Source organism: Nioella sediminis, from assembly GCF_001879695.1.
GTDB classification, from domain to species: Bacteria; Pseudomonadota; Alphaproteobacteria; order Rhodobacterales; family Rhodobacteraceae; genus Nioella; species Nioella sediminis.
Genome location: NZ_MNBL01000040.1, coordinates 1 through 24,171 on the forward strand (window position 1 = coordinate 1; position 24,171 = coordinate 24,171).

24 protein-coding genes are annotated in these 24,171 nt (G+C 64.2%); 11 read left to right on the forward strand and 13 right to left on the reverse strand.

The features are described from left to right. The 3 genes from BKY26_RS05000 to BKY26_RS05010 form a co-directional block, all read right to left on the reverse strand. Positions 1–763: preprotein translocase subunit SecY (locus tag BKY26_RS05000; RefSeq protein ID WP_131541775.1), on the reverse strand; the 763-nt coding region annotated here is incomplete at its 3' end. 128 nt (positions 764–891) lie between these two features. Further along, positions 892–1,365, reverse strand: coding sequence for a 50S ribosomal protein L15 (rplO, locus tag BKY26_RS05005; protein WP_071689302.1), 474 nt, complete (start codon positions 1,363–1,365; stop codon positions 892–894). A gap of 462 nt (positions 1,366–1,827) precedes the next feature. Beyond that, positions 1,828–3,219 carry an MATE family efflux transporter gene (locus BKY26_RS05010; protein ID WP_071689303.1) on the reverse strand — a complete coding sequence of 464 codons (1,392 nt, stop codon included), beginning with the start codon at positions 3,217–3,219 and terminating at the stop codon, positions 1,828–1,830. A gap of 160 nt (positions 3,220–3,379) precedes the next feature. Between BKY26_RS05010 and BKY26_RS05015 the strand changes: the two genes are divergently transcribed. Further along, positions 3,380–3,745, forward strand: coding sequence for a mannan-binding lectin (locus tag BKY26_RS05015; protein ID WP_158514302.1), 366 nt, complete (start codon positions 3,380–3,382; stop codon positions 3,743–3,745). 170 nt (positions 3,746–3,915) lie between these two features. After that, the gene (locus tag BKY26_RS05020) at positions 3,916–4,296 is read left to right on the forward strand and encodes a hypothetical protein (protein ID WP_071689304.1); all 381 of its coding nucleotides are present in this window, start codon (positions 3,916–3,918) and stop codon (positions 4,294–4,296) included. Between the two features lies 1 nt (position 4,297). On the opposite strand, the gene gltX is transcribed toward BKY26_RS05020, so the two are convergent. Together gltX and BKY26_RS05030 are read right to left on the reverse strand one after the other, a co-directional pair. Further along, positions 4,298–5,620, reverse strand: coding sequence for a glutamate--tRNA ligase (gene gltX / locus BKY26_RS05025; protein ID WP_071689305.1), 1,323 nt, complete (start codon positions 5,618–5,620; stop codon positions 4,298–4,300). Positions 5,621–5,690: 70 nt separating this feature from the next. Then, positions 5,691–6,953 carry a SulP family inorganic anion transporter gene (locus BKY26_RS05030; RefSeq protein WP_071689306.1) on the reverse strand — a complete coding sequence of 421 codons (1,263 nt, stop codon included), beginning with the start codon at positions 6,951–6,953 and terminating at the stop codon, positions 5,691–5,693. A 143-nt stretch (positions 6,954–7,096) separates the two neighbouring features. On the opposite strand from BKY26_RS05030, the gene BKY26_RS05035 reads away from it, so the two are divergent. The 3 genes from BKY26_RS05035 to BKY26_RS05045 are packed head-to-tail and all read left to right on the forward strand — an operon-like array spanning position 7,097 to position 9,104. Further along, positions 7,097–8,017, forward strand: a complete 921-nt coding sequence (locus tag BKY26_RS05035) for an MBL fold metallo-hydrolase (RefSeq protein ID WP_071689307.1) — start codon at positions 7,097–7,099, stop codon at positions 8,015–8,017. A 39-nt stretch (positions 8,018–8,056) separates the two neighbouring features. Beyond that, complete coding sequence (locus tag BKY26_RS05040; protein ID WP_071689308.1) at positions 8,057–8,464, forward strand: metallopeptidase family protein; 408 nt, start codon at positions 8,057–8,059, stop codon at positions 8,462–8,464. A 37-nt stretch (positions 8,465–8,501) separates the two neighbouring features. Beyond that, positions 8,502–9,104, forward strand: coding sequence for a hypothetical protein (locus BKY26_RS05045; protein ID WP_071689309.1), 603 nt, complete (start codon positions 8,502–8,504; stop codon positions 9,102–9,104). On the opposite strand, the gene BKY26_RS05050 is transcribed toward BKY26_RS05045, so the two are convergent. Beyond that, positions 9,101–9,535, reverse strand: coding sequence for a DUF1801 domain-containing protein (locus tag BKY26_RS05050; RefSeq protein ID WP_071689310.1), 435 nt, complete (start codon positions 9,533–9,535; stop codon positions 9,101–9,103). The two genes, BKY26_RS05045 and BKY26_RS05050, sit on opposite strands and share 4 nt — an antisense overlap. 53 nt (positions 9,536–9,588) lie before the next feature. After that, a complete protein-coding gene (locus BKY26_RS05055; protein WP_071689311.1) occupies positions 9,589–9,969 on the reverse strand; it encodes a VOC family protein in 381 nt (126 codons plus the stop codon). 82 nt (positions 9,970–10,051) lie between these two features. Between BKY26_RS05055 and soxR the strand changes: the two genes are divergently transcribed. Then, a complete protein-coding gene (soxR, locus tag BKY26_RS05060) occupies positions 10,052–10,498 on the forward strand; it encodes a redox-sensitive transcriptional activator SoxR (protein ID WP_071689312.1) in 447 nt (148 codons plus the stop codon). On the opposite strand, the gene BKY26_RS05065 is transcribed toward soxR, so the two are convergent. Together BKY26_RS05065 and BKY26_RS05070 are read right to left on the reverse strand one after the other, a co-directional pair. Beyond that, on the reverse strand, positions 10,495–11,046 hold the full coding sequence (locus tag BKY26_RS05065) for a 2OG-Fe(II) oxygenase (protein WP_071689313.1): 552 nt from the start codon (positions 11,044–11,046) through the stop codon (positions 10,495–10,497). The genes soxR and BKY26_RS05065 overlap by 4 nt on opposite strands. Positions 11,047–11,279: 233 nt before the next feature. Then, positions 11,280–12,938: an NAD+ synthase gene (locus BKY26_RS05070; protein ID WP_071689314.1), complete on the reverse strand. Its 1,659-nt coding sequence runs from the start codon at positions 12,936–12,938 to the stop codon at positions 11,280–11,282. Positions 12,939–13,127: 189 nt separating this feature from the next. On the opposite strand from BKY26_RS05070, the gene BKY26_RS05075 reads away from it, so the two are divergent. Further along, positions 13,128–14,630, forward strand: coding sequence for an MORN repeat-containing protein (locus BKY26_RS05075; protein ID WP_071689322.1), 1,503 nt, complete (start codon positions 13,128–13,130; stop codon positions 14,628–14,630). 12 nt (positions 14,631–14,642) lie between these two features. On the opposite strand, the gene BKY26_RS05080 is transcribed toward BKY26_RS05075, so the two are convergent. Then, the gene (locus tag BKY26_RS05080) at positions 14,643–16,172 is read right to left on the reverse strand and encodes a cryptochrome/photolyase family protein (protein ID WP_071689323.1); all 1,530 of its coding nucleotides are present in this window, start codon (positions 16,170–16,172) and stop codon (positions 14,643–14,645) included. Next, complete coding sequence (locus BKY26_RS05085; RefSeq protein ID WP_071689315.1) at positions 16,169–16,837, reverse strand: SDR family NAD(P)-dependent oxidoreductase; 669 nt, start codon at positions 16,835–16,837, stop codon at positions 16,169–16,171. The genes BKY26_RS05080 and BKY26_RS05085 overlap by 4 nt, the downstream gene beginning before the upstream one ends. Before the next feature lie 82 nt (positions 16,838–16,919). Between BKY26_RS05085 and BKY26_RS05090 the strand changes: the two genes are divergently transcribed. Both BKY26_RS05090 and BKY26_RS05095 read left to right on the forward strand, forming a co-directional pair. Beyond that, entirely contained in the window at positions 16,920–17,714 is a 795-nt protein-coding gene (locus tag BKY26_RS05090; protein ID WP_071689324.1) for a glutathione S-transferase family protein, read from the forward strand. A 529-nt stretch (positions 17,715–18,243) separates the two neighbouring features. Beyond that, complete coding sequence (locus BKY26_RS05095) at positions 18,244–19,815, forward strand: 2-isopropylmalate synthase (protein WP_071689316.1); 1,572 nt, start codon at positions 18,244–18,246, stop codon at positions 19,813–19,815. Between the two features lie 35 nt (positions 19,816–19,850). Here the strand turns inward: BKY26_RS05095 and BKY26_RS05100 are convergent, their stop codons facing one another. After that, on the reverse strand, positions 19,851–20,912 hold the full coding sequence (locus BKY26_RS05100) for an Ldh family oxidoreductase (RefSeq protein WP_071689317.1): 1,062 nt from the start codon (positions 20,910–20,912) through the stop codon (positions 19,851–19,853). A gap of 74 nt (positions 20,913–20,986) precedes the next feature. Then, entirely contained in the window at positions 20,987–21,985 is a 999-nt protein-coding gene (locus BKY26_RS05105; RefSeq protein WP_071689318.1) for an acyltransferase family protein, read from the reverse strand. Positions 21,986–22,250: 265 nt separating this feature from the next. Between BKY26_RS05105 and BKY26_RS05110 the strand changes: the two genes are divergently transcribed. After that, complete coding sequence (locus BKY26_RS05110; protein WP_071689319.1) at positions 22,251–23,291, forward strand: rod shape-determining protein; 1,041 nt, start codon at positions 22,251–22,253, stop codon at positions 23,289–23,291. Between the two features lie 34 nt (positions 23,292–23,325). Continuing rightward, the coding region (gene mreC, locus BKY26_RS05115; RefSeq protein ID WP_071689320.1) for a rod shape-determining protein MreC at positions 23,326–24,171 on the forward strand (846 nt) is incomplete at its 3' end.

Consider the following 24,171-nt stretch of genomic DNA (forward strand, 5'->3'; position numbering starts at 1 on the left):
TCCCCACCTGCCGGCGCGGATACTGGATGTGAATCTTGCGCAGACTGCGCTCCATGAACACCACGAAGGTCAGCGTACCAAGCAACATCGCGATGATGCCCAGAACGGTAAAGGTCTGCAGATCGCCCGACCGGCCAAGCGTAAAGAACTGCGCCAGCGCGCCGGGGATCTCGGCAATGATGCCGACGAAAATGATCAGCGAGATACCGTTGCCGATGCCGCGCTGCGTGATCTGTTCGCCCAGCCACATCAGGAACATGGTGCCGCCCACCAGCGTGATCACGCAGGCCGCGCGGAAAAACCAGCCGCCATCGGTCACAAGTTCGCCCGCTTCCAGGCTGACGGCCAGCCCGTAGGCCTGGAAGGTGGCCAGCAACACCGTGCCGTAGCGGGTGTACTGGTTGATCTTCTTGCGCCCCTGTTCACCCTCTTTCTTCAGCTGCTCCAGCGCCGGCACCATGGCCGTCATCAGCTGCACGATGATCGAGGCCGAGATATAGGGCATGATGCCGAGGGCAAAGACCCCCATCCGCCCCAGCGCGCCGCCGGTGAACACGTCGATCATGTCGCCGATGCCGCCCGCGGCCTGGTCGAGGAAGTCGCGCAGCGCTTCGCCGTCGATTCCGGGAACCGGGATATAGGTGCCGATACGGTAGATGATCAGAAGGCCGATGGTGAACAGGATACGCTGGCGCAGCTCGGTGGCTTTGCCAAAGGTACGCCAGCTCAGGTTCGCGGCCATTTGCTCTGCAGCAGATGCCATAGGGTCTCTCTCATGCACAGCGCCGCGGGATCGGAGTCGACCACGCGGCGCGGGAAGAACTTGCCAAAGATGTAAGCGGTAAGGTTACCGCTCACAAGCGTTGATCGGGCTTTTGCCCGAAGGCCGAGTTATTCCGCCGCAGCCGCAGCCGCCACGGTCAGGCTGCCACCAGCCTTCTCGACGGCCTCGATGGCGGACTTGGAAGCACCGGTCACGGTCAGGTTCAGCTTGGCGGTCACATCGCCCTTGGCCAGAACCCGTACACCGTCCAGCTTGCGGCGCACCAGGCCGGACGCGACCAGCGCATCCTCGGTGATGGCAGCGGATGCGTCCAGCTTGCCCTCGTCCACGAATTTCTGGATCAGGCCCAGGTTGACGACAGCAAATGCCTTGCGGTTGGGCTTGTTGAAGCCACGCTTGGGCAGACGCTGGTAAAGCGGCATCTGGCCGCCTTCGTAGCCGTTCAGCGCAACACCGGACCGGGATTTCTGACCCTTGATACCACGGCCAGCGGTCTTGCCCTTGCCCGAACCGGGGCCGCGGCCGATACGCTTGGCTTTCTTGGTCGCGCCGGGATTGTCGCGCAGTTCATGCAGTTTCATGTCGCTTCTCCTTCGCCGGAACTGACCCCCGAAGCGATCACGGGGCCAAACACGGCATTTCTTGATTGTTGAGTCTCGGACCCAGGCAGGGCCACCGGGGGCGTATAGACTCGGGCCGTCGCTCTGGCAAGCCCCTCGCCGCCGCCCGTTCCCGCATCACGCCGTCCGCTTTCATCTTGGCCCAAATACCTCCGCCGGAGGCATCTCGTGCTTTCCACAGATCCAACGGCCAGATATGGCTGATCTCCCCTGTGCCGCCCGATCCGATGCGCCCGGCCCTCCCGCGGGCGGGGAAGGGCCTTCGAAGGCCCTTGTGAAGAGGTTTCGAAACCTCTTCCCCCCGCAAGCGGCAAGGTCTTGCGACAGGTTCGGCGGATTTCGGAAATCGAGGTTTCGTCTGCACGGGGGGTGTACGGGGGGTGTACGCATGGTGCACGGGGGGGCACCGGGGTGTTTTCGCCCCTAACGGCGGAAGTTGAACAGCTGCGTCAGCCGGGCCTGGCGCTGGAACGGGCGCGGTTCGCTCGGCGGATCCTGGCGCGCAATGACCCGCATCGCCAGCCATCCCGACCACAGCCCGAACATGACCCCGCCGACCGCCTGACCGATCAGAACCCCCGCCGCGCCGAACCATGCGGCAAACAGCATCACGAAGGGAATCGTTCCCAATGTATGGCGGCCCCAATTGGTCCAGGTGGAGTAAAAGGGATGGCCCAGATTGTTGAAACTGGCATTCGAGACGAAGATCATCCCGTTGAAAAACCAAGCCAAAGCCAACGGCCCGCAGAAGAGATAGACGATCTCCTGCGACAGACCCTCCAGCTCGAACAGTGCCCCGATGGGTCCGCGCAAGACGAACAGCAGCCCCGAGACCACGACCACCACAAGCGCGGTAAAGAGCAGCCCATCCAGATAGGCCCGCCGCACCCGGCCATAGTTCTGTGCTCCGAAATTCTGGCCGATGATGGGCCCGACCGCTCCGGAAAGAGCGAAGATGGTCCCGAACGCAACCGGGATCAGGCGCCCCACGATGGCCATGCCCGCAACCGCTTCTTCGCCAAACTCCGCCATCGCCCGCGTCACGTAGGCCTGCCCCACCGGCGTCGCCAGTTGGGTCAGGATCGCGGGCAGGGCGAGCGCGAATATGGGTCTGAAATCGCTTGCAAATTCGTCTCTTGTCGGGCGCGCGAACCCACCGTAGTGGCGCAGGATCGGATAGAGCGCCGCAGCGGCAATCGACACCCGCGCCGCCACGCTGGCCAGCGCCGCGCCGGTCAGTTCCAGGTCCAGACCGAAGATCAGGATCGGGTCCAGAACCGCGTTCACCAACCCACCGATGATGGTCGCGTACATCGCCCGCCGCGCCGCGCCATGGGCGCGCAGGATCGCGCCACCAACCATGCCGATCAACAGCAACGGAAGGCTCGGGATGATGATCTGCAGATAGCCGACCGCCAGATCATGCGTCTCGCCGGTTGCCCCCATCAATGTCACGAGGAACCCCAGATTGACCCACACAATCGCAGCGAAGACCGCACCGAAGGCAAACCCATAGCTCAGCGCCGTCGTCGCCTTCATCCGCGCGCCGCTCTCATCCCCGCCGCCGAGCGCCCGCGCCACCAGCGCCCCGGCGGCAATCGACATGCCGATCCCGAAGGACGAGGTGAAGAACAGGATCGCGCCTGCATAGCCAACGGCCGCAGCGAGTTCGGCTTTCCCCAGCATCGAGATGAAGATCATGTCGACGAAATCGACAAGGAAGACCGCCATCAGCCCCAGGGATGCCGTCAGGGACATGACCGAGATGTGACGGAACAGATTGCCCTGAAGGAAGACTGCGTTTGAATGTGCCATCCCGTGTGTCTGCCACGGCGGGTGCATCGCCGCCATTCCGTAATTCTGCACATAGCTCTGTCAGACCGGCGCGATTGGGGGATTCACCCTAAGGCGTCGCGGGATGCAGCCGGGCATAAGGGTGTCAGACAGCAACAGCACCCAAACCGGAGACAGACCCATGACCATCCTTCGCAGCACCGCCATCGCCCTGACCCTCGTCGCAACCTCTGCCGCCCTGCCCGCCTTTGCCGAGAACATCGAGGCTGGCCCGATCTGGAACCAAGGCCACGCCAATCAGGTCTGCCCCGCCGTCGCCCAGGCCCATGGCGGTGAATGGACCGGCCATTGGTGGACGACCGTCCCGAATGAAATGTCGGTCTGCCAGATTCAGATGCCCGCCCGCACCGTCGAGGCCGGCCCGATCTGGAACCAGCAGCATGCCGAACAGGTCTGCCCCGCCATCGCCCATTCCCACGGGGCCGAATGGACGGGCCACTGGTGGACCACGGTCTGGAACGAGATGTCCGTCTGCCAGATCCGCTGATCCGCTCTTTCCCCCAAGCCATTTTCCATGACGCACGCGCCCCGGTCACCCTGCCGGGGCGTTATTTTCTTGGGGCGTTTGAAAAATCGATTGGGGGATCGACCCCAGGGTCTCAGGACATCGGCTTTGGCAATGTGATCTCAACGAAACACCAGTCAAGGAGAATCCCGATGTTCCGCACGATGCTCACCACCGCCGCAATCGCCCTGACCCTTTCCGCCACCGCAGCCTCCGCCGAAATCCGTCGGGTCAATATCGAGGCCCTGTACGAGGCAGAGGCCCTCATCCTCTGCAACATGCTGGCCGATCAGGAGGGCGCCACGGAACGCGGCAGCGTCCGCAATATCGACTACTTCCTCTATGAATGCCGCTTCAATGCGCCCGCGATGCGGAACGTTACGGTCGAGGTCATGCCGCTGCTGCACGTGGCACAGGCCCGCCCCGTCTGCCGTGATGCCGCCCGCGACCGCAATGGAACCTGGACCGGCGACTGGGACGGCAACGGAGCGTTTGCCCCAGGCACCTGCACCATTCGCGTGCCCGCAGGCTAAGTCAGAGCGCGGGTTTCTTCTGCAAAAGCTGCATCACGTCGGCCATTTCCGGCCCCCTCTCCAACCCGGTCACCGCTTTGCGAAGCGGCATGAAGAGGCCCTTGCCCTTGCGGCCCGTGGCCTCTTTCACCGCGTCGGTCCAGCTTTTCCACGTGTCGGCGGAATAGGGTGGCTCGGGCAGCATGTCGAAGGCCTCTGCCACGAATTCCCGATCCTCATCGGCGACCAGAGGCGTCGCCCCGTCGCGGAACAGGTGCCACCAGCCCGCGATGTCATGGCGGGTGGTGATATTGGCGCGGGCCACGTTCCAGAAGGTCTCGGCCAGATCGTCCGGCACGCCGATCTCTGCGACCTGACCCGCCACAGCAGAGAGCGGCTGCGTGTGCAGGTATCGGGCGGTCAGCGGATAGAGGTCGTCCACGTCGAACTTGGTGGGGGCGGACCCGAAATGGTTGAGGTCAAAGCCCTCGGCAAGTTGATCCAGCGTCTCACACAGCTCAATCGGTTGAGAGGAGCCGAGTCGCGCCATGTGGGACAGAAGCGCCATCGCCTCCACCCCGTTTTCGCGCAGATCCTTCAGCGCCAGCGTGCCAAGCCGTTTCGACAGCGCCTCGCCCTGCGGGCCGGTCAGCAGCGAATGGTGGGCGAAGGACGGCGCGGAGAACCCGAGCGCTTCCATAATCTGGATCTGCGTCGCGGTGTTGGTCACGTGATCGGACCCGCGCACCACGTGGGTCACACCCATATCCGTGTCATCCACCACCGACGCGATGGTATAGAGCACCTGCCCGTCCTGCCGGATCAGCACCGGGTCAGAGACAGAGGCCGCATCAATCGACAGATCGCCCAGAATGCCATCGGTCCATTCGATCCGCTGGTGGTCAAGCTTGAAGCGCCAGACGCCTTGTCCACGCTCAGCCCGCAGCTTGGCCTTTTCCTCGTCGGACAGGGTCAGCGCTGCACGGTCATAGACCGGTGGCAGGCCCATATTCAGCTGCTTCTTGCGCTTGAGGTCCAGTTCCGTGGGCGTTTCCCACGCCTCATAGAACCGGCCCTTTTCACGCAGCTCATCGGCGGCAGCGGCGTAGCGGTCCAGCCGCTCCGACTGTTTCTCGATCCGGTCCCAGGTCAGCCCCAGCCATTCCAGATCGCGCTGGATCTGGTCCGCATATTCCTGCTTCGACCGCTCCGGGTCGGTATCATCAAGGCGCAGGATGAACTGCCCTCCGGCCTTCTTGGCAATCAGGAAGTTGAACAGCGCGGTGCGCAGGTTCCCGACATGCAGATACCCGGTGGGGGACGGGGCGAAACGGGTGACGGTCATAGGTCTCGGACTCCTTCGGATCGGGGCGATGCTGTTTCACACACGCGCGCGAATGTCCATGGAAAGCTGCCTACCCGTCGCGCGGTGTCCAGTCGGCCGGTGGCGCATTACGGCGATTGAGGCGCAGGGCAAGGCCGCAGGCCACACCGACCCCGATGGCAATGGTCAGATCGGCCAGAACGGTCAGAACAAGCGTAAGCAGCAGCAGGAATAGATCCGCGCGTGGCAGGGTCGCATGGGCGCGCCAGTGTTGCGGCTCGCTCATGTTCCAGGCGGTCAACAGCAGCAGCCCTGCAAGCGCGGGCATCGCAAGGTACCCCGCCAGCGGCGCGGCGACCAGCATCACCAGCAGGATCGTCAATGCATGGACCAGCCCCGCCACCGGGGTCTTGCCCCCGGCGCGTACATTGGTCGCCGTTCGCGCAATCGCCCCGGTGGCGGGCAGGCCACCAAAGAGAGCCGAGCCGATATTGGCAAATCCCTGCGCCAGAACCTCGGCATTGGATCGGTGGCGGCTGCCGATCATCCGGTCGGCCACCATCGCGGACAGCAGCGATTCGACCCCGGCCAGAAAGGCGATGATGAAGGCGGAGGGCAGCAACTCGATCACTCGCTCATAGGTCATCTCCGGCAGATGCGGCACCGGCAGGGTCGAGGGCAGATTCCCGAAACGGGACCGGATCGTGTCGACCGGCAGATCCAGCGCGGCAACCAGGGCCGAGGTGGCCGCAACCGCCACGATCAGGCCGGGAAGGCGCGGGAACATCCGGCGAAGCACCACGATCAGGCCCATGGTCAGGCCCCCGATCGCCAGCGACGCGATGTTAAGGCTGTCGCGGGCGATCCACATTTCGTGCAGCTTCTCGAGAAACTCCGCCGGAACCTCGGTCATTACCAGCCCCATGAAATCCTTCAGTTGGCTGACCGCAATGATCACCGCGATGCCAATGGTAAACCCGTGGATCACCGGTTCCGGCACGTAAGCGATCAGGCGTCCGGCGCGCATAACGCCCGCCGCAACCAGCATCACGCCCGCCATCAGCGTTGCCAGCACCAGCCCGTCGAACCCATGCGCGGCAATGACCCCGTAAACGACGACGATGAAGGCCCCTGTCGGGCCGCCGATCTGCACGCGGCTGCCGCCAAGCAGCGAAATCAGAAAGCCCCCGACAATCGCCGTGATCAGCCCGGTTGCAGGATCGGCCCCGGAGGCAATCGCGATGGCGAGGCTGAGCGGCAGGGCCACCATGGCCACGGTCACCCCCGCCGCAAGGTCGCGCAGGAACAGCGGCCCGCTATAGCTTTGCATCGTGGTGATCAGCTTGGGTGTCATGGCGCAAGTATTCGTAGGGCAATGCCTTCGGCAAGTGGTCTCTTTGCCACTCGCCCCCTGGTATCAAGTTTGCGTGACGATGCGCCAAAGGGCCGAATTTGTTCTATCTTCCCAGTGGTACACGCCAAAGAGGAGTTTGCCGCATGTCCCGCCTGAACCGTCGCTCGCTTCTGTCCATCTCGCTGGCCGCGCCGCTCATCGGCACCGCTGCGGCCCGCTCCGTTCAGGCCGAGGCTCCCGCCATGGGGGCCTCGTTCGCCCGGCATCGCCGCTTCACGCTCGGATCGTTCGAAGTGACCACATTGCTGGCCGGAACAACCCCGCGCGAGAATCCACAAGGCATTTTCGGCACCAATGTCTCGCCCGAGGAATTCGCCGAGGTCAGCGCTGCGAATTTCCTCTCGACCGAGGTCTCGCAATTCTTCTTTACGCCGGTTGTGGTGAATACAGGGGCAGAGGTCATCCTGTTCGACACCGGCCTCAATCCCGACGGCATCACCGGGGCGCTTTCTGCGGCGGGCTACAGCCCCGATCAGGTGGATATCGTCGTGATCACCCATATGCATGGCGACCATATCGGCGGGTTGTCCGATGGCGCGACCCCGACCTTCCCAAATGCGCGCTATGTGACGGGACGGGCCGAATTCGACCATTGGGACATGTCGGGCAATGAAGGCTTTGAAGGCAAGGTGCGCCCGCTGGCCGAAAACATGACCTTCCTCGACCCCGATCAGGACGTGGTTTCAGGCATCACCTCCGTTGCCGCCTATGGCCATACACCCGGCCACATGGGCTATCACATCGAAAGCGATGGCGCGCGGTTGATGCTCTTTGCCGATCTCGCCAATCACCCCGTCTGGTCGCTGGCCCGCCCGGATTGGGAAGTTCGTTTCGACATGGACAAGGACATGGCCGCCGAAAGCCGCCGCAGCGTGCTTGGCATGATCGCCGCCGACCGCATCCCCGCCATAGGCTACCACATGCCCTTCCCTGCCCTTGGCTTCGTCGAGGCGGCTGGCGACGGGTTCCGGTGGGTGCCTGAACAGGGGCAGTTCATGTCCTGACCTCTTTCCAAGGCCGGTGTCGTGCCGCAAAAGGGGGCCATGACCGACTGGACCTCATGCATTCCCCCTGACCTCGCTGCGTTCGAGGCGATGGCCGAGGCGGCGCGACAGGCGTTGCCGGAACCCTATCGGCGCGCGGCCATGCAGGTGGCGCTGAGGGTCGAGGATTTCGCCAGCGACGAGATGCTGGACGCGTTGGAGATCGAGAACCCGTTCGAGCTGACCGGGCTCTATGAAGGCATACCGCTGACCGAGAAGTCGGTGATGGATCAGCCGATGGGGCCGGATGTGATCTGGCTCTTTCGCCGGGCGATCATTGAGGAATGGGCAGATCGGGGCGATATCCCGCTTGGCCACCTGATTGGCCATGTGCTGGTGCATGAGTTGGCCCATCACTTCGGCTGGTCCGACGCGGATATCGCCGAAATCGACCCCTGGTGGGAGTAACGCTTGACCCGCGCAGCGCGGCGCGCAAGCTGACCCCATGCGTATTCTGTTCTGCCTTTTCCTGATGACCGGCGCGGCCCTGGCCGATCCCTGCACACAGTCGCCCCGCGCCTTCTGGTCCGAGGCCTGTTCCGATCCGCTGACCCGAGCCGTCACGCTGGAGATGGAGGCGCTGATAACTGAGGTTCGCGAAACGCCCGGTCTGCATCCCGGCACCTGGGCCGCGCTCGGGCTGCGCGCCGAGGTGGTGTACGGGCAACTCGATGATTGTCTGGGAACGAATGCTCCGGCTGAGTGCATTCTGCCCATTGCTGCCCGCCATGTGGCGGAGCTGCTGGAGGGGGCCTATCTGAACGGCGAACGCGAGGGTCTGGCGCGGGGGCCGGTCGATCTGCTCTGCCCGGAATTCGCGCGCCCGTTCCATCTGACCCGTTTCGACACCGACCCGGCGATGATCTGGATATCCCCCGGCTATGCGCTGCTGACCCAACACTCTGCCGCGCGGAACGTGGTTTATGGCGGTCGCGGTGCGGAGGGTACCATTGATCTGGGGATCACCCCTGCGGGGCAAGTCGTGCTGACCGGCCTGTCCGCTCGTCCGATGCCCTGCATGATCGCGGACGACAGCCTGCTGCGTTAGCTCGGTTCTACCGGCCAACGCTGTCCAAGGTCGTCCAGCCCCGCGCGAACAAGCTCCTCAAGCACGGTTAGGTCGATATCGGCCAGCTTGTTCACATAGAGGCAGGATTTGCCGATCCTGTGCTTGCCGAGCCGGTCAAGGATCGAGCCGAAATCCGCATAACCCGGCATAATGTAGATCGACAGATTAGCCTTGCGGGGGCTGAAACCGGTGGCCAGAAAATCGCCCTCGCGCCCGCTATCGTAGATGAAGTGATACTGCCCGTAGCCGATGATTGTCGGTCCCCACATACGCGGCTGGAATCCCGTCACCCGCCGGAACAGACCGTCGAGAACCAAGGCATCCGCGCGGCGGGTCGGATGCTCGACCGCCGCAATGAAGTCGGCGGGGTCGACAGGCGTGACCGTGGTCTTGTTCTCTGCCTTTGGCATGGGCGGGCCTCCTGCCACGGGAGAGTAGCAGCAGATGGCCCGCCGGCGAAGGGTCAGGCGTAGCTGACCACCTCGATCTCGATATTGTCGGGCCCGTCGAAGTAGAAGCGGCGACCGGGTTCGTAATCGCCGTGGTTGAAGGGCGTGTAGCCCGCCGCCTTCACCTTCGCCTCAACCGCGTCGAGATCCTCGACAACCACACCGATATGGTTCAGCCCACCCGGCGTGCGATAGCGGTCGGGGGCCTTCATCTGACCGCCCTGGCTGTAGGCCACGACATAGCTGTTCTCATTGCCCACATGGATGGACAGCCCACCCCCCTTGCCCTCGCCCTGCCAGCGGATGCGCCAGCCGAACAGATCGACCAAGAGGTCTGCCACCTTGCGGGGGTCGCTGACGGTAACGTTCACATGTTCCAGAAAAGCGGCGGTCATATCGGGTCTCCTTCACGGTTGATTCGCTTTCTGATTTCATGGTGTAATTGCTAAAGTTTACTTTAGCTCAAGGAATTTCTTCATGCGCCGCCCCGGAGACATGCTGCCCATTGGCCGAATTGCCGAACGTACCGGCATGGCCGTCTCTGCCATCCGCTATTACGAGGCAGAAGGGCTGGTGCATCCGATCCGCACCGCCGCGGGCCAACGGCAGTTTCGGCGGTCCGACATCCGCAGGCTCAGCTTCGTGAAGATCGCGCAGGAGCTTGGGTTTTCCCTGAGTGAGATCCGCGAGGAAATGGCCAAGCTGCCCGAGGGGCGCACCCCGACCAAGGCCGATTGGGAACGCATCAGCCGCCGGTTTCGCACGGTTCTGGACCAGCGGATCGACCGGCTGCAACGCACCCGCGACAAGCTCGATGGCTGTATCGGCTGTGGCTGCCTGAGCCTGAAGAGTTGTGCGCTGTATAATCCCGATGATGAGAAGGGCGCGCGCGGGGCGGGCCCGCGCAACATCATCGACGGTTAGCGGAAGGCAGGTCCGTGGCACCAGATGGTGAGCGAACGGCGTTCGCCCTCGGTCACCGGTGTCACCCGATGCAGCACAAAGGAGGGGAAGAGCGTTGCCGCACCCTGCGCGGTATCGGCGGTGACGATCCCCGCCCCCGGCATCAGTTCGAGCATTCCGCCCGAATAGTCGGACGGCTCCGACAGTTGCACGACCATCGTGAGCTTGCGTTTCGAGGCGAGCCGCCCGTCACCGATATCGGAATGCCAGTCGAAATGCCCCTGCCGGTCGGCCCCATAGCGGGCGACCTGCGCGGATTCGGAAAAATCGGTCAGATCATAGCCATAGACCTGCCGGTTTGCCTCGCGCACCAGTGCGATGATCTTGTCCATCACCCAATCGGCCTCCGCCACCTCGTCCAGCCAGACCAGATCGGCCCGGCGCAGATTGTGGTCGGTGGCATTGCGGGTGAGGCCCGCGTCATGGGCAGGCGCGGCGTCTGCCATGGCGGTGATGCGGGCGCAATCCTCGGTGGTGAAGGCGGCGGCAACGGTGTGGATCTGGATCATGGGAGGGGGAGTCCGAATAGTGATCCCCGCGGGTGGCAGATGTCACATGATCCGTCGCGCCGATTTGCGACCGGAGAGACAGATTGCGACGGTTTTTTTCGCCGTGCCTTCGGCACGTCGACCCGCGCGCGGCTGCGCCGCGCGGAGGAACGGCCTTGGAAGACCGTTCGGGGGCGCTGCCCCCGTCGCCTGGCGGCGACTCCCCCGAGGTATTTGGGCCAAGCTGAAAGGGTCTAACTCGGGTCGCGCCAGCGGTTGACGATCGGATAGCGGCGGTCGAGCCAGAAGGCGCGTTCGGTCAGGCGGGCGCCAGGGGCGGACTGGAAGCGCTTGTATTCCGAGATGTATATCAGGCTTTCCACCTTCTTCACCGTGTCACGGTCGTAGCCCATGGCGACGACATCGGCGACCGAGGCCTCCTTGTCGATCAGCATTTCGAGGATCACGTCGAGCACTTCGTAGGGCGGCAGGCTGTCCTCGTCCTTCTGGTCTTCGCGCAACTCGGCGGTCGGCGGCTTGTCGATGACGCGGGGCGGGATGACTTCGCCCGTGGGGGCCAGCATCCAGGGGCGGTGATTGGCGTTGCGCCAGCGGCAGGTTTCGAACACGCGGGTTTTATACATGTCCTTGATCGGATTGTAGCCGCCCGCCATGTCGCCATAGATCGTGGCGTAGCCCACGGCGACCTCGGACTTGTTGCCGGTGGTCAGAAGCATTTCCCCGAACTTGTTCGACAGCGCCATAAGGATCACGCCGCGCAGGCGGGACTGGATGTTTTCTTCGGTCAGGTCCGGGTCTTTTCCCGCAAAGAGCGGGGCAAGCGCCTCGGTCATCGCGGCGCGGGGACCGGAAATGGGCACTGTGTCGAGCCGCGTGCCAAGCGCCTTTGCCACGGCGGCGGCGTCTTCTAACGACTCCTGAGAGGTGTATTCGGATGGCATCATCACGCAGCGCACGTTCTCCGGCCCCAAGGCATCGGCGGCGATGGTCGCGACGATGGCGGAGTCGATGCCGCCCGACAGCCCAAGAAGCACCTTCCTGAACCCGGTCTTGCCCAGATAATCGCGCACCGATTCCACCATGCAGCGGTAATCGGCCTCCCATTCATCTGGCAGATGCGCCTTTTCGCCCTCAACCGCGCGCCAGCCGTCTGCCGTGCGGATGAAGTCCACGTGGGTCAGCTCCTCATCCATGAACGGCATCTGCACGGCCAGCGCCCCGCCGGGGTTCAGCACGAAGCTCGCCCCGTCGAAGATCTGGTCATCCTGCGCGCCAGTGAGGTTGAGATAGGCCAGCGGCAGGCCGGTTTCGATCACGCGCGCCACCGTCACCGCCTGGCGGATGTTCATCTTGCCGCGATGATAGGGGGAACCATTGGGGGAGATCAGGATCTCGGCCCCGGTTTCTTCCAGCGTTTCGCAGACATCCTCGAACCAGCAATCCTCGCAGATCGGGAAGCCGATGCGCACCGGGCCCACCTGAACCGGGCCCTGCATATCGCCCGCGTGATAGTAACGCTTTTCGTCGAAGACGTTGTAGTTGGGCAGGTGGTGTTTCAGCACCGTGGCCTGCACCTTGCCGCCTTGAAGGATGAAATAGGCGTTGAAAGGCTTATCGCCTCCGGGCCAGGGGCCGCCGATTCCGATCGCGGGGCCATCGGCGCAATCCTGCGCAAGCTGTTCCACCACGCGGGCCACGTCGGCGGCGAAGGCAGGTTTGCGCACGAGATCCTGCAACTGGTAGCCGGTCACGAACATTTCCGGGAAGGCGATCAGGTCCGCCCCCGCGGCCTTTGCCTCGGCCCATGCATCTCGCGCCTTTGCGGCATTGGCTTCCAGCGCGCCGACGGTGGCGTTGAGCTGCGCGAGCGTTACTCGGAATTTGTCGGACATGGGGCCTCGCCTCGGGTCGGTATCAAGCCGCCTTTTAGCAGATCACCGCCCGCCGCCAAGCCACCCGGACCAAAAGACATTGCGAGGTTAATCCCCCTCCACTAGGTTTACCGGCGACACGGGCAACGAAAACCTCAAAGGGGGCACATGGTGGGCCAAGCAGGTAAGGGCTTCCTACACCGCGTTTTCATGGCAGGCAGCACGGCGCTGTTGCTGTCCGGTGCCGCTTGGGCGCAGGAAAGCGGTGAGGTCGAGATCCACATGTACGAAGGTGGCGGGATCTACGAAGGCACGTTCCGCAACGGGGTCCAGCACGGGACCGGCACCTACCGCCTGCCCAATGGCTATGAATATACCGGCGAATGGGTCGATGGCGAAATTCGCGGCCAGGGCCGCGCGGTGTTCCCTGATGGCTCGATCTATGAAGGCGCCTTTGCCGAGGGGCGTCCCCATGGCTTTGGCTCGATCACCTTTGCCGATGGCTCGACCTATGAGGGCGAATGGTCCGAGGGGCGCATCAATGGCCAGGGCGTCGCGCTCTATGCCAATGGCGTGCGCTACGAGGGCGGATTCCGCAACGCGCTGCATCACGGCACCGGCACGATGGATAGCCCCAACGGCTATCGCTACGAAGGCCAGTGGGTGAACGGGCTGAAACAGGGCGCGGGCCGTATCACCTACCCCGATGGCGCGGTGTATGAGGGCAATTTCGAAAACGGCCAGCGGCAGGGCCAGGGCCGGCTGGAGATGCCCGATGGCGTCATCTACGAAGGCCAGTGGCAGGCGGGCCAGATCAACGGCACCGGCACGCTGACGCAGCCCAATGGCGATGTCTACGAAGGCCAGCTTGTGAACGGCCAGCGGCAGGGGCAGGGCGTGGTGCGCTATGCCAATGGCGACCGCTACGAGGGCGCCTTTGCCAATGACCGCCGCCATGGGCAGGGCGAGTTCCGGGGCGCGGACGGCTATCTCTATGTCGGCCAGTGGATCGACGGGCGGATCGAGGGCACCGGCACGGTCACCTATCCCGATGGCTCTGTCTACGAAGGTGCGTTCCGCAACGATCTCGCCCATGGGCGCGGGATGATCACCTATGAAGACGGGTCCACCTATGACGGCGAATGGGTCGAAGGGGTGATTCAGGGCTTCGGTGTCGCGCGCTATGCCAACGGGCTGGTCTATGAGGGCCAGTTCCTGAACGCCCGCCAGCATGGGCAGGGCGTCATGACCTATACCGACGGCTACCGCTATGAGGGCGCGTGGCAGGACGGGTTGCGCCACGGGCAGGGCATTGCCACCTATGCCGATGGCACGGTCTACGAGGGCGGGTTTGTCGCTGGCCAGCGCGAGGGTGAGGGCACGCTGACCATGCCCGACGGCTTCACCTATACCGGCGAATGGCAGGGCGGAGAGATCAACGGCACCGGCCGCGCCACCTATGCCAATGGGGATGTCTATCAGGGCCGCTTCGTGAACGGCACGCGGCAGGGTGCGGGCACCATGACCTACGCCGCCACCGAGGATCAGGAAGCGCGCGTAGTTCAGGGCATGTGGGAAGAGGGCCGGTTGGTCACAGAGGGCACCGCTGAGGAAGAGGCAACCGACGCGCCTGCCGAGGCAACAGACACGCCAGAGCCGCCCGCGGAAGCCACCGGCGATGGAGCCGCGGCTGAGGAGGCTGCGACTGAATAAGGCGGGGCTGGGTCAGACAGGCTGACCCGCTTCCAGACGCTCCAGAAGCACCCCGGCATCGGCAAGAACCCGGGCGCGGCGGTCGTCCGCCATCCGATCCCAGGTGCGATACATCTGGGCCATGCGCGGGTTCTGCGAAAACCTGTCGCGGTGGCGGATCAGGAAGTGCCAGTAAAGCAAGTTGAACGGGCAGGCATCCGGGCCGGTCTTGATCTTCACGCCATAATCGCAGGTCTTGCAGTAGTCCGACATCCGGTCGATGTAGTTGCCGGATGACACATAGGGTTTCGAGCCGACAACACCACCATCGGCAAACTGGCTCATGCCCACGGTATTGGGCGCTTCCACCCATTCATAGGCGTCGGCGTAGATGGCCAGATACCACTCATGCACCTCGCCGGGGTCGATCCCGGCCAGCAGGGCGAAATTGCCGGTCACCATCAGCCGCTGGATATGGTGGGCATAGGCCTCGCGCCGGGTGACGCCGACCGCCTCTTTCATGCAGCGCATCCGGGTTTCGCCGCCCCAGTAGACCGGCGGCAGTTTGCGGCTGTGGCCCAGCGCGTTGCGGCCCGCATAGTCCGGCCCCTCGTGAAAATAGATCCCGCGCACGAATTCACGCCAGCCGATGATCTGGCGGATGAACCCTTCAACGGCGTTCAGCGGCGCATCGCCCGCGCGATAGGCGGCTTCCGCCCGGCGGCACACCTCCAGCGGGTCGAGCAGCCCGGCATTGATGTAGACCGACAGGACCGAATGAAAGAGGAAATCCTGCCCGGTCACCATCGCATCCTGATAGTCACCGAATTTCGGCAGGGCATGCGCGATGAAATGGTCGAGCGCCTTGTCTGCCTGCGCAGGCTCGGTGGCGAACCAAAACGGTCGCAGGTCGCCGAAATGGGTGTCGAACCGTGTTTCGACGAGGGTCAGCACCTCCTCCGTCACGTCATCGGGTTCGAACCGGGGCGGCACCGGACCGGAGAGTCCCTTCGGCGGCCCCTTGCGGTTGTCATGGTCGTAGTTCCACTGCCCGCCCTCGGGCTGGTCACCGTCCATCAGAAGGCCCGTCTTGCGCCGCATCTCGCGGTAGAAGAACTCCATCCGCAACGCCTTGCGGCCCTTTGCCCAAGCCTCGAACTCCGCATGGGTACAAAGGAACCGGTCATCTTCCAGCAGGTGGACCGTCAAAGGATGATCCCGCAGCGCCTCGATCAGGCGCCATTCGCCGGGCTCCGTTGCGAGAACCTCGGACGCCCCGAACTCTTCCGCCCGCCGCAGCAACTCCGCCCCGATGGACCCCGCATTCTCTGGGTCATCCAGCCGCGTATAGGCGACGCGCCAGCCATCGGCCTGCAACCGCGCCGCGAACTTGCGCATGGACGCGAACAGGAACGCGATCTTCTTGGGGTGGTGCGCGACATAGTCCGTTTCCGCCGCGACCTCGGCCATCACCACCACGTCGCGCGTGCGGTCAGCCGCCCTCAGCGCCGCCACCGTGGGCGTCAGTTGATCGCCCAGAACCAGCACAAGACGCGGGCTCACCACGGCACCGCCTTGCCCGCCCAATCGAAGAACCGGCCACTGTCAGCGTGCGACAGCCCGTCGATGACGCGGATGAGGTTCTGCGCGGCCTCCTCAGGAGTCACCGATCCGTGCCGCGCCAGGTAAGGGCCGGTCAGCCGCGTCTGCACCGTGCCGGGATGCAGCGACACAAGGATCGCCTGCTTGCGCAGCCGCCCGTATTCGATGGCCGAGGTCCGCAGGATCTGGTTCACCGCCGCCTTCGCCGCGCGATAGCTGATCCAGCCGCCAAGCCGGTTATCCCCGATCGACCCCACCCGCGCCGACAGAACGGCGACCACGGACCGCCGGTCGCGCGGCACCAGTGGCAGCAGATGTTTCAGCACCAACGCCGGACCAATCGCATTCAGCGCAAACTGCGCGGACATGTCGGCGGGGTCCAGCGTGCGGATGGTTTTCTCCGGCTCCGCCCCGTCGATCTGTAGCGCGCCCGTCGTGACCAGAACCCGGTCGAACGTGCCTTCCTGCGCACCCAGAACCCGCGCGATGCTGGCCTCATCCATCAGGTCCAGCCCGTCCGCGCTGCGCGACAGGCGGACGACCTCGCCGCGCGGCTCCAGCGCGTCCGCCAATGCCGCGCCAATCCCGCCCGACGCGCCGATGATCAGTGTTCTTTCCCGTGTCATGGGACGGGAGCTAATGCGCCCGACGCTCTGGTCAATCGCGCCCTGCCCCGGCATTCTGGGCAAACCGGAAAAGGACACGCCCATGACCAAGCCCATCATCTACCACATCCCCGTCTGCCCCTTCTCACAGCGCATCGAAATCCTGCTGGAGCTGAAAGGCCTGCGCGACGCGGTGGAATTCCGCGTTGTGGACATCACCAAACCCCGCGACCCGGAGTTGCTGGCCAAGACACGCGGCACCACCGCTCTGCCGGTTCTGGAAACCGAAGACGGGCGCATCCTGAAGGAAAGCCTCGTCATCATGCGCTATGTGGAGGAGCGGTTTGCAGCCACCCCCGTGGCGCGCACAGACCCGTATGAGCGCGCCGTGGAACGGATGATGATCACCCGCGAAGGGCCCTTCACCATGACCGGCTACATGATGGTGATGAACCGCGAGCGGGCGAAGACCGACGATTTCCGCACCAAGATGCTGGACCACTACGCGTGGCTCTCGGATTTCCTCGACCATCACAGTCCCGGCGGTTTGTGGCTGTTCGACGATTTCGGGCTGGCCGAGCTGGTCTTCACACCGATGATGATGCGCTTCTGGTTTCTCGACTATTACGAGGGCTTCGAGATTCCCGACGAGCCCCGCTTTGCCCGCGTCCGCCGCTGGCGAGAGGCCTGCCTCGCCCACCCCGCCGCGCAGCAGGTGTCGTACGACGAGATCGTCAAGCTTTACTACGACTACGCCATCGGGGCCGGAAACGGCGCACTGCCCGAGGGGCGGCAGGTGTCCAGCTTCACCTTCACGCCCAACTGGCCAGATCGCCCAATGCCCCCCAAGGACAAATACGACCGGATCGCTTCGGACACGGAACTGGGGCTGGTCTGAGGGGGCTGAGCGTCAGCTACGATTGGGTTCGTCATCGCTCTTTCAACCGAATTCGAGCCGGTGCATGCGCGACGTGGATCCCGTCGATGCGCCCGCTGAGGATAGGGCCCGCGCGGAATCAAGGCCAAAGGCCGCCGCGCATCGACGGGCCGCCCCCCGGCACGGCGATTTGGTTGGGCTTGGTGCGACGATCTGATCTTTCGCGAATGTGGCAGGCATAAAGCGCGGCCACTCGACGCCCGGATCGCCGCACCACGGCCCGTCGCCGCGCGGCTTTTGCCAACGGTGACAGCCGATCCTCTTCCAACAGAGCAAAAAAGGGGGTTTCCATCCCGTTTCCCGCACGTAATATGCGCCCCATGACGACGCACGGCCATATCAAGACCCTGACCGCCCCCACGGGCGGCCTAGACCTGTGCGCTCTTCTTCTCCTTAGCCGCCTCTGAGCGTGCCTTTCGGCGCGACCGCTCAGGGGGGAACCAGCGCCGAAGTGACACAAGACAATCTGGCTAAGACCAAGGATACCCCCATGACCATCGACAAAGATCGCGTGTTGATCTTCGACACCACCTTGCGTGACGGCGAACAGTCGCCCGGCGCCACCATGAGCCATGACGAGAAGCTAGAGATCGCAGCCCTTCTGGACGAGATGGGCGTCGACATCATCGAGGCGGGCTTTCCCATCGCCTCGGAAGGCGATTTCGCCGCCGTGTCCGAGATTGCCAAACTGGCGAAATCCGCCACGATCTGCGGCCTCGCGCGGGCCAATTACAAGGATATCGACCGCTGTTGGGAGGCCGTAAAACACGCCGTTTCCCCGCGTATCCATACCTTCATCGGCACCTCGCCCCAGCACCGCGCCATTCCGAACCTGACCATGGACGAAATGGCCGACCGCATCCATGAAACCGTGACCCATGCCCGCAATCTCTGCGACAACGTGCAGTGGTCGCCGATGGACGCGACGCGGACCGAATGGGACTACCTGCGCCGCGTGGTGGAGATCGCCATTAAGGCCGGTGCCACCACCATCAACATCCCCGACACCGTGGGCTATACCGCGCCTGCGGAATCCGCCGACCTGATCCGCCGCCTGATCGCGGAAGTGCCCGGCGCCGACGAGGTGATCTTCGCCACCCATTGCCACAACGATCTGGGCATGGCGACGGCGAACGCGCTGGCCGCCGTCGCGGGCGGTGCGCGGCAGATCGAATGCACGATCAACGGCCTTGGCGAGCGCGCGGGCAACACCGCGCTGGAAGAGGTGGTTATGGCGCTGAAAGTGCGCAATGACATCATGCCGTGGCACACGCAGATCGACACCCGCAAGATCATGCATATCTCGCGCCGGGTCTCGACAGTGTCGGGCTTCGCCGTGCAGCCCAACAAGGCCATCGTGGGCAAGAACGCCTTCGCCCATGAAAGCGGCATCCACCAGGACGGGATGCTGAAATCGGCCGATACGTTCGAGATCATGCGGCCAGAGGATGTGGGCCTCGCCGGGACCTCGCTGCCTCTGGGCAAGCATTCGGGCCGCGCCGCGCTGCGCGCCAAGCTCAAGGATCTGGGCTTCGACATGGTCGATAACCAGTTGAATGACCTCTTCGTGCGGTTCAAGGCGCTGGCCGACCGCAAGAAAGAGGTCTTCGACGACGACCTCATTGCGCTCGTCACCGATGCCGCCGCCGCGGGCACCGAGGATCATCTGGAACTGAAGTTCCTGCGCGTGATCTGCGGCACCGAGGCACCGCAATCGGCGGATATCACCCTGCGCGTGGGCGACAAGGACAAGCAGGCCACCGCGCAGGGCGACGGCCCGGTCGATGCGGCGTTCAACGCGGTAAAGGCGCTCTACCCGAACGAGGCGGCCTTGCAGCTCTATCAGGTCAGCGCCGTGACCGAGGGCATGGACGCGCAGGCCACCGTGACCGTCCGGATCGAGGAAGACGGGCGCATCGCCACCGGGCAATCGGCGGATACCGATACCGTGGTCGCCAGCGTCAAGGCCTACGTCAACGCATTGAACCGCCTGATCGTGCGGCGAGAGAAGCTGGGCGAAGGCAGCGACAAGCGCGAAGTCTCCTACAAGGACGTAAACTGATCACATAAACGGCCGCCCCACAAAGGCGGCCGTTTTCATTCCGGCTCGGCGCCCATCTCTCGCGCCATGTCTTCGATCGCGGCCCAGATCCTGCCGGGAACCATCAGCGGCTTGCCCTGCGCCGCCGTGTAAAGGTCGCGCTCCCGCTCGCCTGGAACCTGCACCGGCCCACGCCCCTCGGCGGGGGCAGAGGCGCGGATTTCGGCCAGGATTTCTTCGGCCACGGCCTGCATCGCCGGGGCCTCGTGATAGCGGCGGCAATCCAGCGCCAGCACCAGCCAGTTGATTTCCCCCTTCAGAACGGGCCCCAACATCGCCTCGCCCACCAATTCGGCGATCAGCGCGAGGCCATAGCCCAATGGCCCGCCCTTTGGCAGGATCGCGCCGCCGTTGAAGTAGTCTTCCGGCTTGCGGGACGGCACCCCGTTGCGGTCCACGATCAGCCCCTCGGGCAAGTCCACCCCCGCCGCGCGCGCGGCATAGATCCAGCCCCCCGCCGCCTGCGAGGTGGCGATGTCGATCACCACCGGGCCACGGTCGCCGCCCGGCATGGCGATGCAGAACGGATTGGTCGGCAACAGCGCCTCGCGCCCGCCATAGGGGGCCACCATGCGCCAGCGTTTGCGGTTGCCCCCGCCAAGCGCGATGGACAGGCAGCCGCGCCGCGCCGCAATCTCTCCGAAGGCCCCAAGCCGCCCGGTGTGCCCCGCCCCCAGAACGCCCACGGCAGACAGCCCATGGTCCAGCGCCGCCTCTGCGGCCAGTTCATGCGCGATGCGCATCGCGGGGATGCCGATCCCGCCATGGGCCTGAACTGTCAGCCGCCCGCCATCCTGCCGCAGCACCTCGGGCCGCGCCTTGGCGTCGAGTGTGCCGTCCAGCATTTCCCGCGTGTATTGCAACGTGCGCACGATCCCATGGGATTCGACCCCGCATTGATCCGCCTCGACCAGATGATCGGCCACCTCGCGCGCCACGTCGGGCGCAGCCCACGCCGCCTCGAAAAGCCCGCAGGCCACGCGCGCCGCCACCTCTGGGGCGACGGCGATCCGGTCCAGTACATCGAGCTTTCCGTGCTTTTCCGACAGTTTGACCATGCGCCTGCCTTTCTGACGTCTTCGCCCCGAACGGTGTCACAGCGGTACGGCTTTCGCAGCAGCTTTTTGCGCGGTCAGGGCAGAATTCGAAGGCGCTGCCCGATCCACATCCAGACAGGTGCAAGGGCGAAGGTCAGGGCAAAAGTGCCAATGGTCAGCGGCACCGGTCCCCATCCCGTCAACTCGCGCAGCGGCAGCAGGTACAGCGGGTGACTGAGATAGACGACCATCGAGATTCGCCGGGGGTCGAACCCCGGCAGGGACAGGGGCAGATCGCGGACCGAGACAAACAGAACCGGCGTCAGCACGAAGGCTGAAAAGGTGAGGTCATAGAAGCCATCGGGATCAAGGCTGCGATATTCCAGCGTGGTTTCGACGATCATCATCGCCACCGCCAGAAGCAGGAAGGCAAAACGCCGCCTCGGGCCGATCCCGGCCAGCAACCGCCCTCGCGCGATCAGCAGGCCGAGCGCGAGGAACGGGAAGCCGTAGAACAGGAAATTCCGGGTCAGAACCAGAAGGTCATAGGGATTCCGCATCGCGGACAGGTCGAGGAAGATGTTTTCGGCATATTGCACCGTCCCACCGATGCAGAACAGAACCGCCGCCAGCGTCATAAGCACCCCGTCGGACAGGTTCCGTGCGGCATGAAGCAGGATCATCCCGCCGATCAGCGCCGGCAGATACCACAGGTGGAAGAAGCCGAAGAACAGTGTCAATCCCAGCCGGTACAGGCTGATTTCCTGATAGAACAGGATGAAGGGCAGAAAGACGAGGCTCCAGCCAAGGTAGACGCGCATCACCCGCCAGACCCAGGGGCCAATACCCTTCGCCATCTGCCGGTCAAAGAAATAGCCCGTGGTCAGCAGGAAGAACGGCACGATCACCCGCGCAAAGCCATTGTTGAAATAGAAATGCGCCGCCGGGCTGACCGCCTGAAGGCTGGCACAATGGGCCATGACGACCATCAACGCCAGCACCAGCCGGGCGGCGTCGATGCCCCCATTCCTGAGGCCTCCTGCCGTGCTGGCGGAGGGTATCTGCAAATGCCGGGACGCGGTCATGACTGCCATGATCCTCGTTTCATCCATGTCTGCTCAATATCGGGGTTCACCCCTAGGGCCCAAGTTTGCTTTCATTGTCCCGAAATGTGGAATTATTCATGGCCATCTCTGGACGGCCTACGGCGGAAATGCGCTGATTTCTTTCAAAGCAAGCCTTTACCTGCCCTACCCCACCGGCCTATATGCGATGCGGTCTGCGGGGCCGATTGCGCCCGAGTCTCTCGCAGGTGCCAATAAACCACATCGCGCGCATAGAAGCAGGATCTCCTCAACCATGTTCGGACTTTTCGGCAGCCTCTTTTCCGCGGACATGGCCATTGACCTGGGCACCGCGAACACGCTGGTCTACGTCAAGGGCAAGGGCGTGGTCCTGAACGAACCTTCCGTTGTGGCCTACCAGATCAAGGACGGGGTCAAGAAGGCGCTGGCCTTTGGCGAAGACGCCAAGCTGATGCTTGGCCGGACGCCGGGAAGCATTCAGGCGATCCGGCCGATGCGCGAAGGCGTGATCGCCGACTTCGACGTGGCCGAAGAGATGATCAAGCATTTCATCCGCAAGGTCCACAAGCGCACCACCTTCACCAAACCCAAGATCATCGTCTGCGTCCCCCATGGCGCGACCCCGGTGGAAAAGCGGGCCATTCGGCAATCGGTGCTGTCGGCGGGCGCCCGCAAGGCGGGCCTGATCGCGGAACCCATTGCCGCTGCCATCGGCGCGGGCATGCCCATCACCGACCCGACCGGCTCCATGGTCGTCGATATCGGCGGCGGGACGACCGAGGTGGCGGTTCTGTCGCTGGCCGATATCGTCTACGCTCGCTCCGTCCGCGTCGGGGGTGACCGCATGGACGAGGCGATCATCAGCTATCTGCGCCGCCAGCAGAACCTGCTGATCGGCGAAGCCACGGCGGAACGGATCAAGACCTCGATCGGCACCGCCCGCATGCCCGATGACGGGCGCGGCGCGTCGATGCAGATCCGGGGCCGCGACCTGTTGAACGGGGTGCCCAAGGAAACCGAGATCAGCCAGGCCCAGGTGGCCGAGGCGCTGGCCGAACCCGTGCAGCAGATTTGCGAAGCCGTGATGGGCGCGCTGGAAGCCACCCCGCCCGACCTTGCCGCCGACATCGTCGACCGTGGCGTGATGCTTACGGGGGGGGGCGCGCTGCTTGGCGAGTTGGACCTCGCCCTGCGCGAACAGACCGGGCTGGCCATTTCCGTGGCCGATGAAAGCCTCAACTGCGTGGCCCTTGGCACCGGCAAGGCACTGGAATACGAAAACCTTCTGCGCCACGCTATCGACTACGACAGCTGATCGCCGCCCCACGCGGCCCCGTTAACAGGATCCCATGGCCCGAGAGCGTTCCGACAGCAGCCACATCAGACCCGTCCGGCGCCTGTTGCTGGCGGTTCTGTTCCTGTGCCTCGCGGTCATGGTGCTGATCTGGCGGATCGACAATCCCCGTGTCGAACGGCTGCGCAGTGCCATCACCGATCGGATCGTGCCGAATCTGGAATGGGTCATGGCCCCGGTCACCGCCTTTGGCCGGATGGTTGACGATTTCCAATCCTACACGCGGCTCTATCAGCAGAACGAGGAACTCAGGCGCGAGCTCCAGCAGATGCGATCCTGGCGCGAAGCGGCCTTGCAGCTGGAACAGGAAAACGCCCGCCTGCTCGATCTCAACCGGGTGCAGCTGGACCCGGAACTAACCTATGTGACCGGACTGGTGCTGGCCGATAGTGGCAGCCCGTTCCGCAGGTCCGTGCTGCTGAATGTCGGCGCGCGCGATGGCATTCTGGACGGATGGGCCACGATGGACGGGCTCGGCGTCGTGGGGCGCATCTCGGGCGTGGGCCAGAACACCGCGCGGGTGGTGCTCTTGACCGACGCCGCCAGCCGCGTTCCGGTCACGGTCATGCCTTCCAGCCAGCAGGCGCTGTTGATGGGCGACAATACCGGCCTGCCGCTGCTGGAATTCCTGGAGGATATCGAAGACATCTCGCCCGGTGACCGGATCGTCACCTCCGGCGATGGCGGCGTCTTCCCGCCCGGCCTGCTGGTGGGTCATGTGGTGGTGGACCGCGACGGGCGATTGCGCGCCCGCCCCTCTGCCGATTTCTCTCGCCTGAACTTCCTGCGGGTGATGCGCAGCCATCCGGGCACCTCGCTGTCTGACCCCGGCGGGCTAATC